General features: G+C 72.0%; 10 protein-coding genes. 2 read left to right on the top strand and 8 right to left on the bottom strand.

The features are described 5' to 3' along the window. Positions 1 to 35 precede the first annotated feature (35 nt). The 6 genes from EWV39_RS05580 to dinB form a co-directional block, all read right to left on the bottom strand. Entirely contained in the window at positions 36 to 1,907 is a 1,872-nt protein-coding gene (locus EWV39_RS05580; protein ID WP_238148112.1) for a peptidoglycan D,D-transpeptidase FtsI family protein, read from the bottom strand. Positions 1,908 to 2,045: 138 nt separating this feature from the next. Then, complete coding sequence (gene ftsL, locus EWV39_RS13795; RefSeq protein ID WP_165313175.1) at positions 2,046 to 2,786, bottom strand: cell division protein FtsL; 741 nt, start codon at positions 2,784 to 2,786, stop codon at positions 2,046 to 2,048. Beyond that, the gene (gene rsmH / locus EWV39_RS05570; protein ID WP_129657607.1) at positions 2,783 to 3,769 is read right to left on the bottom strand and encodes a 16S rRNA (cytosine(1402)-N(4))-methyltransferase RsmH; all 987 of its coding nucleotides are present in this window, start codon (positions 3,767 to 3,769) and stop codon (positions 2,783 to 2,785) included. Before rsmH ends, ftsL begins: the two co-directional genes overlap by 4 nt. A gap of 177 nt (positions 3,770 to 3,946) precedes the next feature. Further along, a complete protein-coding gene (mraZ, locus tag EWV39_RS05565; RefSeq protein WP_129657605.1) occupies positions 3,947 to 4,378 on the bottom strand; it encodes a division/cell wall cluster transcriptional repressor MraZ in 432 nt (143 codons plus the stop codon). 298 nt (positions 4,379 to 4,676) lie between these two features. Beyond that, the gene (locus EWV39_RS05560) at positions 4,677 to 5,063 is read right to left on the bottom strand and encodes a DUF3040 domain-containing protein (protein ID WP_129657603.1); all 387 of its coding nucleotides are present in this window, start codon (positions 5,061 to 5,063) and stop codon (positions 4,677 to 4,679) included. Positions 5,064 to 5,137: 74 nt separating this feature from the next. Continuing rightward, complete coding sequence (dinB, locus tag EWV39_RS05555) at positions 5,138 to 6,427, bottom strand: DNA polymerase IV (protein WP_238148111.1); 1,290 nt, start codon at positions 6,425 to 6,427, stop codon at positions 5,138 to 5,140. A 113-nt stretch (positions 6,428 to 6,540) separates the two neighbouring features. On the opposite strand from dinB, the gene EWV39_RS05550 reads away from it, so the two are divergent. Next, the gene (locus EWV39_RS05550) at positions 6,541 to 7,653 is read left to right on the top strand and encodes a polyprenyl synthetase family protein (RefSeq protein WP_238148106.1); all 1,113 of its coding nucleotides are present in this window, start codon (positions 6,541 to 6,543) and stop codon (positions 7,651 to 7,653) included. Positions 7,654 to 7,720: 67 nt separating this feature from the next. Here EWV39_RS05550 and EWV39_RS05545 read toward each other — a convergent pair whose 3' ends face one another. Further along, positions 7,721 to 8,089, bottom strand: coding sequence for an Rv2175c family DNA-binding protein (locus EWV39_RS05545; RefSeq protein WP_129657601.1), 369 nt, complete (start codon positions 8,087 to 8,089; stop codon positions 7,721 to 7,723). A 67-nt stretch (positions 8,090 to 8,156) separates the two neighbouring features. Here EWV39_RS05545 and EWV39_RS05540 point away from each other — a divergent pair, with 67 nt between their 5' ends. Next, positions 8,157 to 9,692, top strand: a complete 1,536-nt coding sequence (locus EWV39_RS05540) for a protein kinase domain-containing protein (protein ID WP_129657599.1) — start codon at positions 8,157 to 8,159, stop codon at positions 9,690 to 9,692. 135 nt (positions 9,693 to 9,827) lie between these two features. Here EWV39_RS05540 and EWV39_RS05535 read toward each other — a convergent pair whose 3' ends face one another. After that, entirely contained in the window at positions 9,828 to 11,186 is a 1,359-nt protein-coding gene (locus tag EWV39_RS05535) for a class II 3-deoxy-7-phosphoheptulonate synthase (protein ID WP_238148225.1), read from the bottom strand. Positions 11,187 to 11,227: the final 41 nt, after the last annotated feature.

The raw sequence follows: 11,227 nt of genomic DNA, 5'->3' as shown, positions 1-11,227 counted from the left end.
ACTCCCATGATCGAGACGATTCTAGCCGTGCCGGGCTACCCCTGCCCCTCGTCGTCGCCCTCACCGTCGGCGAACTTGGGGATCTCCACGGGGTCGCCCGTGGAGCGCGGCACCCTGTAGTGCTCCAGGACGTTGCGCATGATGCGGGAGAACGCCACCGTGGTGCCGATCGCGGTCACCTCGCCCTGGGGGCGGTGCATGACCACCGCCACCATGTACTCGGGGGAGTCGATGGGGGCCATCCCGATGAACGACGTCGTGTACCCGTCGAAGCCGCTGCCGTCGTCCGCGGGGGCCTCGGCGGTGCCGGTCTTGCCGCCGACCCGCCAGCCGGGAACGGCCGCCTCCTTGGCGCCGCCCTCGGTGACGACCACCTCCATCATCTCCCGCACCTTCCGGGCCGTCTCCTCGGAGACCACCCGGCTGCCCTCGGGGGCGGGGCGATCCTCCTCCGTCCCGTCGACGTCGACCACCGAGTCCACGATCTTCGGCGTGAGCTTGACGCCGTCGTTGGCGATCGCCTGGTAGGCCATGACGCTCTGGAGCGGGGTCTGGGAGACGCCTTGGCCGAACAGCACGGTGTACTGCTGGCGCACGTCCCAGGTGTCCGGCTCCGAGAACAACCCCTGGCCCTCACCGGGCAGCTCGATGCCGGTCGGTGTGCCGACGCCGAACTTGCGGAACCAGTCGTAGCGCTGCTGCCTGCTCAGCTGCTTGCCCGCCAGCACGGTCCCGGTGTTCATGGAGTCGGCGATGATGCCGGCCAGGGTGCGCCGCTCGTCCCCGTGGTCGAAGGAGTCGGTGATCAGCTCGCCGTCGATCCGCAGCTGGGCGGGCACGTCGAAGACGCTGGTGGGCTGGGAGAGCCCCTCGTCGATCACCGCGGAGGCGGTGAGGATCTTCTCGGTCGAGCCGGGCTCGGTGATGTTGGCGACGGCGCGGGGCGTGAAGTCGCCCGGATCGGCGTCGTCGAGGTCGTTGGGGTCGATCGTGCTCGAGTCCGCCAGCGCCAGGACCGCCCCGTCGCTGACGCGCAGGACCACCGCGGTGCCCCACTCGGCGTCGAGCTCCTCGGCCCGGGCCCGGACCTGCTGCTGCGCGAAGTACTGGATGTCCCGGTCGATGGTCAGGCGGATGGTCTTGCCGTTCCTGGCGGGGCGGTTGAGGTCCTCGCCGACGGGGATGCGGATGCCGTCGGCGCTGATCTCGTAGGAGCGCTCGCCGTCCTCCCCCGCCAGGTCGTCGTCGAACTGCTGCTCGATGCCGCCGGCCGCGCCCTCCGAGTTCAGGAAGCCGACGACGGAGCCGCCCACCGAGCCGTCCGGGTAGCTGCGCTTGGAGACCGCCTCGCCGTAGAGGATGCCGTCCGCGCCGAGGTCCATCACCGCGTTGTAGACGTCCGGGGTGACCTCCTCGGCGACGACGGCGTACCTGCTGTCCCCGTCGAGGGCCTCCATGACCTCGCGGTCCGGCAGGTCCAGCAGGTCGGCCAGCTGGTAGACCAGCTCCTCCGGCGTGACCTCCTCGAGGGCGTCGTTGTTGTACCGGGAGAAGGTGGTCACCGCGGTCTGGTCCACGATGATCTTGTAGCGCTGGATGGAGCGGGCCAGGACCGCGCCGCTCACGTCGTGGATCTCCCCGCGCAGGGCGGGCTCGATCTGGGTGCGGCGGCGCTTCTCGAGCGCCTCCTCTGCCCGGCCCGTGGGGTCGATCGCCTGGACGTAGAAGAGGCGGCCGGCCAGCACGGCCAGCACGGCGAGGAAGGCGGAGATCCCGAGGAAGCTGCGGCGCAGGATGCCCTGGGCGGGTCCTGCCGCGGCCCCGGACGCCTCGGTCCGGGAGCCGTCCCGGGCCTCGCCGTCGCCCTGCTCGCCCGCCCCTCCGGGGCGGTCCTCCGTTGAATCCACAGGCTCCTCTTCTTCCTCAGCTCGTGATGGGGCGCGACGCCGCCCGCGGGCGGCGAGACCCCAGTGTAGAACGTGTCCCCGGGCGCGCGTGACCGGCCGTCCGGCACGGGCGCGCGGCCTCGTGCCGGACGGCCTGTGCTAGTCGGACGCCCCTTGGTTCCCCGCGGCCCCCTGGTCCGAGGAGGCCCCGCCCCCGTCGGATCCGCCATTCGAGCCATCGCCGGAGTCGGAGGAGCCGCCGGAGGACGCGCCGTCATCGCCGGACTCCGACTTCTCCTGCTCGGCGGCACGCTTCTCGGCCTCCGAGGCGGCGTCGGTGTCGCTGTCCTTCGGGGGGTCGATCAGGTTGACCTGACCGGAGTGCTCGGCCTCCTCGCGGTCCTCGGAGAGCGGCTCGGCCGGCTTGGCCTCGCCGGAGAGCGAGGAGTCCCCGACGTCGAGCTGGCCCTGCTCGGTCGCCGCGACCATGCCCAGCTGCGAGGCCCTGATCGCCAGGTTCTGGGGCGCCTGCTGGTACTGGATCTCCTGGCCGATCGCCTGGTTCTCCTCCATCAGCGTCCGCTGCTCGCTGCGCAGCTGGACCAGGTCGTACTGGTTGGAGGACATCGAGATGTTGAGCAGCAGCACGAAGCCCAGGGCCGCGAGCACGCCGAGGATGGTGGCGATGATCGCGGGGATGCGGCGCCGGCGCCGCGCGGCGGGGGCGAGCGCCAGGGCGGGGCGCGCCGCCGGCTCCTGGGCGGGGGCCTGCGGCTCGGCGGCCGGCTCGCTGGCGCCCACGACCCGCAGGCTTCCGCGCTCCCTGACCGCCGTCAGGTGCAGAGCGCTGGGCGCGCCGTTCTCGGTCTCCGAGTCCGGGTGCCGGGGTTCTGCACTCATCTTGCCGTCCTAGTGTCGCGAATCTTCTCTGCAGCGCGCAGCTTGGCCGAGGCGGCGCGGGGGTTGGCCTCGATCTCCTCCGCGGTGGGCGGCTCCGCCCCCCGGGTCAGGATCTTCAGCTCCGGGCGGTGCTCCTCGAGCTCCACGGGGAACCCCTTGGGAGCAGAGGAGACCGCGCGGCTGGTCATCGCCCTCTTGACGATCCTGTCCTCGAGCGAGTGGTAGCTCATGGCCACGACACGCCCCCCGATGCGGATCGCGTCGAGGGCGGCCGGGACCGCGCGGGTCAGAACTTCAAGCTCTTGATTAACTTCAATGCGAAGCGCCTGGAAGGTCCGCTTCGCCGGGTGACCTCCGGTGCGCTGTGCGGCGGCCGGAACGGCACGGGTGAGGATCTCGACCAGCTCTCCGGTCCTGGAAATCCGGTGATCCTGACGAACCTCAACTAGAGCTTTAGCGATTCGCCCGGCGAAGCGCTCCTCACCGAGCTCCTTGAGGACCCGGCGCAGGCGCCCCTCGTCATATTCGTTCACGATGCGCTCGGCGGTCAGCTCGTCCTCGGCGTTCATCCGCATGTCCAGCGGCGCGTCGTAGGAGTAGGCGAAGCCGCGCTCCCGCTCGTCCAGCTGCAGGGAGGAGACGCCCAGGTCGAACAGGACGCCGTCGGCCGCGGCGCACCCGGCCTGCTCCAGTGCCTCGGGGATCTCGTCGTAGACGCCGTGGAAGGGGATGAAGCGCTCTCCGAAGCGGCGCAGGCGGGCCCCCGCCAGCTCGTGCGCCTGCGGGTCCCGGTCGACGCCGATGATCCGCAGCGCGGGGAAGGCCTCCAGCAGCGCCTCGCTGTGCCCGCCCATGCCGAGGGTCGCGTCGACGACGACGGGGGACTCCGCCGTCAGCGCGGGCTCCAACAGGCGCACGCACCGCTCCAGCATCACCGGAACGTGGCGCTCCTGCGCCGGCCGCTGATTCTCAGAGGTCTGCATCGCGGGCCTCGGCCTCCATCTTCGTCTCTTCGTCCATCGGGTCACGGGCCGCACCTGGCCCTGGGCAGATCTCTCGTACCTGATCCCCATCCAAACACTCCCCGCCGCCGCCTGCCTCAGGGGAAGATGAGTCAGGAAACACCGCGGGAGCATCGGCTGGAGATCACGAACCAGAGATCACAGCACGCCGGGGAGCACCTCCTCGTCGGTCTCGGAGAACTCGTTCTCCTTCTCCGCCAGGTAGGCCTCCCAGGCTCCGGCGTCCCACACCTCGGCCCTGGACCCGGCCCCGATGACCGCCAGCTCCCGCTCCAGGCCGGCGTAGTCCCGCAGGGCCTGCGGGATGGTCACCCGGCCCTGCTTGTCGGGCACCTCGTCCGAGGCGCCCGAGAGGAAGACGCGGATGTAGTCCCTCGCCTGCTTGGAGGAGATCGGGGCCTGGCGCATCTGCTCGTGGACCTTCTCGAACTCGGCCTGGCTGAACACGTAGAGGCAGCGCTCCTGCCCCCGCGTCAGCACCAGTCCCTCGGCGAGCTCGGCCCGGTACTTCGCCGGGAGGATGAGGCGGCCCTTGTCGTCGAGACGAGGCGAGTAGGTTCCGAGAAACAACTCATCACCTCCGTGACTGGCAGGGGGCCGACAACCGATGCGTCCGGGCGAGATATGAGCTATACCGCTCCCGTGCGCTCCACTTTACTCCACTCCGCACCACACAGACCACGATGAACTCCACCGAAGGGATTTTCGGTGGGTTTTCCCAGGAGGCGCGGACGCCGGAGCCAGTGACGGGGAGCCAGCGGCGGGGACCGGGCGCGCATGACAAAAGACCGGTGGCCGACGCCTTCAGGCGTCGGCCACCGGTCTGCGGTGCGAGGGGACGGAGATCAGCGCGCGGGAGCGCTCACGCTCAGGGGCGTCCCTGCCTCTTGTCCCACTGCTGCTCGAGCCGGGACATGAAGGACGACTGCTGCCCCGAGCCGCCTCCCCGCTCAGCCCGGCCGGGATTGCCCGCCTCGCGCTTCTTGCCCAGCGTCGCCAGGTAGACGCCCGCCCCCATGATGACGAAGCCCACCACGCCGATGACGATGAGCTTGCTCGCGACTCCGGCGATGACGGCGGCCAGGCCGATCACGGCGACCACGACCCCCAGGACGATGTGCCGGACGGAGGGCAGCCGCACCGTGCCGGGACCGTGGGTCTCCCCCTCCATGCTCTCGGCGAATTTGGGATCCTCGGTGTTGAGCTGCTGTTCGAGCTGCTCCAACAACTTCTGTTCACGCTCAGATAGGGGCATGATCTTCTCCTCTTCCCGTGGAGCCGCCTTACAAGGTGCGGGCCGACGTCTCCGTACTCTTAAGGATAGTGGTTTTAGGCCTCGTTTTCATCGGACACGGGGTACGGATCCTCACAGGCGCCGGAACCGCCGTCCGGCCCGTAACGGGGCTTCACCCCGCCCCTCACCAGGCGGGCCGGCTGCAGGCCCCGGGGGCCGAACCTCTCCCGGATCACGTCCATCGCGCTCTCGGCCTCGTCCCACTCGGGCGCGGCGTGCAGGCCGGCCGAGCCGTCGCCGTCCCACAGCGAGAGCTGCCGGCCGGCGTCGCCCTCGTCCAGGCGCTCGACCCGCACGCCGACGAGCCGGACGCGGGAGGGCAGCGGCCCCATCTCCGTCAGCAGCCGCACCGCGCCCTCGTACACCTCCCGGCCGGTGGTGATCCCCTGGTCCAGCGCACGGGAGCGGCTGTGGGTCCTGAAGTCCCGGTCGCGGACCTTGATCGCGACGCCGCGCGCCCGCCGCCCCGAGCGCCGCAGCCGCCGGGCGACGTCGTGGCTCAGCTGCAGCAGCACCGCGCGGATCTCCTGCAGGTCGTCGGTGTCGTAGGTGAAGGTGTGCTCCGCCCCCATCGACTTCTCCGTCCGCTCGACCACCACCGGTCGCTCGTCGATGCCCCGGACGATCTGGTGCAGGTGGGTCCCGGCGGCCTGGCCCAGGCGGCGCCGGAGGTAGTCCAGGCCCGCGCCGCGCACGTCCCCGGAGGTGCGCAGCCCGGCGTCGTCGAGGTTGGCCGCGGTCTTCTCCCCCACTCCCCACAGGCGGCGCACCGGCAGCGGGTCGAGGAAGTCGAGGATGCGGTCGTCGGGGACGAGCCAGAGGCCGTCGGGCTTGGAGCCGGTCGAGGCCATCTTGGCGATGAACTTGTTGCCGGCCACCCCGATGGAGGCGACCAGGCCCGTCGCCTCGTAGATCTCCCGCCGGATGCCGCGGGCGATCGCCACGGGCCCGCCGAGGCGGCGCAGCGAGCCGGTGACGTCGAGGAACGCCTCGTCGACGCTGACCTGCTCCACCAGGTCCGTGACCGAGCGCAGGACCTCCATGATCCGCTGCGAGTAGTCGCGGTACCCGCCGTGGGAGGGCTCGATGTACACCGCGTGCGGGGCGAGCCCCCGGGCGCGCGAGACCGGCATCGCCGAGCCCACCCCCAGCTCGCGGGCCTCGTAGGAGGCGGAGAGCACCACCGAGCGCGGCCCCGAGCCGGCGACCACGACCTGCCGCCCCCTCAGCTCGGGACGCCGCAGCAGCTCCACGTTGACGAAGAACGCGTCCATGTCGACGTGCAGGATCACCCGGTCCCTGAAATCCGATGCCGTCCGCGCCACGGGCCGTCTACCCCCTCCCTCTCGCTCTCGCCTACACTGAAGAGCAGTGCTCAGCCCATAACTATTCCCGGGTGCCGCGTGCGGGCGGGACCCGGAGATCGAGGAACGCGCCCGTGAACTCCCCAGCCCCCCGTGCCATCGCCGACGCCGCCCTCAGCGAGCAGGAGCAGAGGTACGTCGAATCGGTCGAGCGGACCCTGCTGGACCACACCACCCGGCAGCGGCTGATGCTCACCGAGGTGTCCCTGGACGCGCTGCCCCTGATCGACGCCATCGAGGACCTGTGCCGGGGCGGCAAGCGGCTGCGGGCCCTGTTCGCCTACTGGGGCTGGCGGTGCGCCGGCGGGGACCCCGAGGCCCCGGCGATCGTCCGGGCCGGGGCCGCCATCGAGCTGTTCCAGGCGGCGGCGCTGATCCACGACGACATCATCGACCACTCCGACACCCGCCGCGGCCGCCCCTCCGTGCACCGGCGCTTCCAGTCCGTCCACGAGGCGGAGGGCTGGCGCCACGATGCGCGCGGCTTCGGCGAGATGGCCGGGATCATCGCCGGGGACCTGTGCCTGTCCTTCTCCGAGGCGGTCTTCGCCTCGATCGGCACCGAGCAGTCGGCCAGCGGGAGGGCCCGCCGGATCTTCGACACGATGCGGACCGAGGTCATGGCCGGGCAGTACCTGGACGGCCTCTCCGAGGCCATCGGCGGCGAGGACCCGACCACCGCCCTGGAGCGGGCGAGCACCGTGATCCGCTTCAAGTCCGCGAAGTACTCCTGCGAGCACCCGCTCGCCATCGGGGCGGCGCTGGCAGGGGCCGCCGAGCCGCTGCTGCGCCAGCTGCGCGGCTTCGGCCTGCCGCTGGGCGAGGCCTTCCAGCTGCGCGACGACGTCCTCGGCGTCTTCGGCGAGCCCGAGCTCACCGGCAAGCCGGCCGGGGACGACCTGCGGGAGGGCAAGCGCACGGTGCTGACCGCGCTGACCGAGCAGCGCGGCGGCCCCGAGGAGGCGGCCCTTCTGGACGAGGCGCTGGGGGATCCCGCCCTCGACGACGCCGGCATCGAGCGGGTGCGCGAGGCCATCCGGGCCACGGGTGCGCTGACCGAGGTCGAGCGCATCATCGACACCACAGAGCGCCAGGTCCGGGCCGCGCTGCAGCGCATCGAGACGGACGCGGAGAGCAGGCGCGCCCTGGAGGTCATGGCCTCCAGGGCGCTGCGCCGCGCCTCCTGAGCCGGGCCGGCCGGCCCGGCTCAGGGGCGCTCTCGCGGCGGGGCCGCCCGCGGGGCGGCCGCCGGTGCTACCAGGCCAGGGCCTGCGCCCGGCGTCGGACCTCGGTCTTGTGGCCGTCGTGCAGGGCGTCGATGGGACGTCCCGGCAGCGACTCGTCCTCGGTGAACAGCCAGCTGATGGCCTCCTCGTCGGAGAAGCCCGAGTCGGCCAGCACGATCAGGGTGCCCTTGAGGGACTCCAGCACCCGGTCCTCGCGCATGAACAGCGCCGGGACGCGCCGGACGCCCTCGGCGTCGCGCACGGCCAGCAGCTGCCGCTCGGAGATCAGGGTGTGGACCCGGGTGACCTTGAGGTCCAGGGTCTCGGCGATGTCGGGGATGGTGATCCAGTCCTGTACCAGATCGAAGAGCTCTGCGGATTTTTCTGTTGCACTCACGCTCCCAGCGTAGACCAGGCCCGGCCCGTTCCGGCGCGCGCCGCGACATCGCCTAGAATCGAGGGTCATGAGACCAACGGCACCGGGACCCCACACGGGTCGCACCCTCGAAGGCCGCTACGTCCTGGGCGACCTGATCGCCCGCGGCGGCATGGGCGCGGTCTACCGGGCGCTCGACGAGCGCCTGAACCGGCCCGTCGCCGTCAAGCTGCTCAAGGAGACCCTCAGCACCGACGCCGTCACGGCGCGACGCTTCGCCGAGGAGGCACGGGCCGCGGCCGCGATCGCCGACCCGCACGTGGTGGCCGTGTGGGACCAGGGGCTGGACGAGTCCGGAGAGACCCCGCTGGCCTTCCTGGTCATGGAGCTGGTCGACGGCGCGACGCTGCGGGACCTCGTCAAGCGCCGCTCGCCGATGACCGTGCGCGAGATGCTCCGCGTCGCCGTCCCCCTGAGCCGGGGGCTCGCGGCCGCCCACCGCTCGGGGCTGGTCCACCGGGACGTCAAGCCCGAGAACGTCCTGGTCTCCCCTCGGGGTTCGGTCAAGGTCACCGACTTCGGGCTGACCCGGCAGGTCCAGGCGGAGTCCTCGACCATGACGCTGGTCGGCTCCGCCAACTACATCGCCCCGGAGCTGGTCAAGCGGGAGCCTGCGGGGACGGCGGCGGACACGTACTCGGTGGGGATCGTGCTGTACGAGATGCTGACCGGGGTGCCGCCCTTCCGCGGCGCGACCCCCTACGCGGTCTCGATGGCGCACGTGAACGACCCGATGCCGGACATCGGCCGCCGCTTCCCCGGCCTGGACCCCGAGATCGCCGAGGTCATCGCCTGGTGCTGCGACAAGGACCCCGAGAACCGCCCGCAGCACGCCGAGGACCTGCTGGGAGAGCTGCTGCACATCTCGCAGGACCTGGACGCCGAGGCCCTGGACCTGCGCCCGCCCGGCTACCGGGAGGACGCCCGGGACCTGTTCAGCGTCCTGAGCACCGACTCGCACACCGCCGCCGTGGACCTGCCGGAGATGCCGCGCTCGCCGGAGCGCGGCGGGGCCGGGGAGACCGGGGGCCGCGCCTCCGCCGGAGCAAGCCGGGTCCCGCCCGAGGAGGACGACGCCGCGCTGGACCCCGTCACCGGCCCGACGGTGGCGGTCTCCCCCGACGACATGACCGGCGCGGCGTCCCTGCCAGGCGGCCCGCCCCCCGCCGCGGACGCCCCGGGTGACGCACCGGGCGCCCGCGCTCCCGATGGGCCGGAGGAGCGCCCCACCGAGAGCGTCGCCGCCGCCCGGGGCCTCGACGACGCCACTCGCGCCTTCTCCCCCGGCCGCACCGCCGCGGTGCGGGAGCAGCCCGCGCCCCTGCCGGCCTCCGCCCGGGCGCCGCACGATCCGGCCGTGCCGCTGCACACTCTCGGCGGCGGCGGCCAGCACCGGGGCTGGGTCTGGCTCCTGGTCTTCGTCCTCGCCGCCTGCACGGCGGGCTACCTGGGATGGCTGCTCGGCGTCGAGATCCTCGCCCAGCAGGTGGGGCAGGCGGGAGCCGTGGCGGGCTCCGCCGGGGCCGCGGGCTCCGCCGGGGCCGCGGTCTCCGCGGGCGGCTGAACCGCGAGGCTGATCGCCGGGCCGCCGGCCCTCGGCGGAGGCCGCCTCACACGATGCCGCCCCGGCACCCGCCCGTGAAGGGGCGGGTGCCGGGGCGGGCGCGGAGCCGGTCCGCGGCGGGCCGGCGCGGCCGGATCAGCGGCGGGCCAGCGCCTCGGCGACCAGGAAGGCCACCTCGAGGGACTGCATGTGGTTCAGCCGCGGGTCGACGAGCGTCTCGTAGCGGTCGGCGAAGGCGGCCTCGTCCACCGCGTCCGAGCCGCCGAGGCACTCCGCGACGTCGTCCCCGGTCATCTCCACGTGGATGCCACCCGGGAAGGTCCCGAGGGCCTCGTGGACCTCGAAGAACCCGCGGACCTCGTCGATCACGTCGTTGAACCGGCGCGTCTTGAAGCCGGAGGGCACCGAGATGGTGTTGCCGTGCATGGGGTCGGTCACCCACACGACCTTCGCCCCGGCGTCGCGCACGCCCTGCACCAGGCCGGGCAGGTTCTCCCGGATCTTGGAGGCGCCCATCCGGGTGATGAAGGTCAGGCGGCCGGGCTCGCGCTCCGGGTCGAGCTTGTCGATCAGCCGCAGCGTGTCGTCCACGCTGGTGCTCGGCCCCAGCTTGACGCCGATCGGGTTGCGGACCTTGGACAGGAAGTCCACGTGCCCGTCCTCGATCCCGCGCGTGCGCTCCCCGACCCACAGGAAGTGGGCGCTGGTGTCGTACGGCAGGTGCGTCCGGGAGTCGATGCGGGTCAGCGCCCGCTCGTAGTCCAGCAGCAGCGCCTCGTGGCCGGCGTAGAACTCGGTGCTCTTCAGCGCCTCGAAGTCCGCGCCGCAGGCGTCCATGAACATGATGGCCCGGTCGATCTCGCGCGCCATCGTCTCGTAGCGGGCGTGCGCCGGGTTGGAGACGAACCCCTTGTTCCAGGCGTGCACCAGCCGCAGGTCGGCGAAGCCGCCGGTGGTGAAGGCGCGAATGAGGTTCAGGGTCGACGCCGAGGTGTGGTAGCCCTGCACCATGCGGTTCGGGTCGTGGACGCGGGACTCCTCGGTGAAGTCGAAGCCGTTGACCATCTCGCCGCGGAAGGTCGGGAGGGTCACGCCGTCGCGGGTCTCCAGGTTGGAGGAGCGCGGCTTGGAGAACTGGCCCGCCATGCGACCCATCTTCACCACCGGCATGGAGGCGCCGTAGGTCAGCACCACCGCCATCTGGAGCAGGGTGCGGACCCGGCCGCTGATGCGGTCGGCGGTCGCGCCCTCGAAGGTCTCCGCGCAGTCGCCGCCGGTCAGGAAGAAGGCCCTGCCCTCGGCGACGTCGGCCAGGCGCTGGCGCATCTTGTCCACCTCGCCGGCGAAGACCAGCGGCGGGACGGACTCCAGCTCGCCGATGACGCGCCCGAAGTCGGGGTGCTCCGCCCAGGTCGGCTGCTGGTCCACGGCACGCTCCCGCCACTCGTCGAGGCCCGGATAGTCCTTGGCCGGAGGAGCGGGTTCGGTGGGCATGCTGTGCAGCGCGGTCTGGGTCTGATTCACCATGGGTACAG

Source organism: Rothia halotolerans (genome assembly GCF_004136635.1).
Lineage (GTDB): Bacteria > Actinomycetota > Actinomycetes > Actinomycetales > Micrococcaceae > Rothia > Rothia halotolerans.
The sequence above is the reverse complement of the archived record's forward strand: the minus strand, read 5'-3'. Positions and strand labels throughout refer to the sequence as shown.

What these genes read in the sequence shown, in the direction of transcription:
- rsmH (WP_129657607.1), bottom strand. Translation starts at nt 3,769, where the DNA reads ATGCAGACCTCTGAGAATCAGCGGCCGGCGCAGGAGCGCCACGTTCCG.
- EWV39_RS05540 (WP_129657599.1), top strand. Translation starts at nt 8,157, where the DNA reads ATGAGACCAACGGCACCGGGACCCCACACGGGTCGCACCCTCGAAGGC.
- ftsL (WP_165313175.1), bottom strand. Translation starts at nt 2,786, where the DNA reads ATGAGTGCAGAACCCCGGCACCCGGACTCGGAGACCGAGAACGGCGCG.
- EWV39_RS05535 (WP_238148225.1), bottom strand. Translation starts at nt 11,186, where the DNA reads ATGCCCACCGAACCCGCTCCTCCGGCCAAGGACTATCCGGGCCTCGAC.
- EWV39_RS05560 (WP_129657603.1), bottom strand. Translation starts at nt 5,063, where the DNA reads ATGCCCCTATCTGAGCGTGAACAGAAGTTGTTGGAGCAGCTCGAACAG.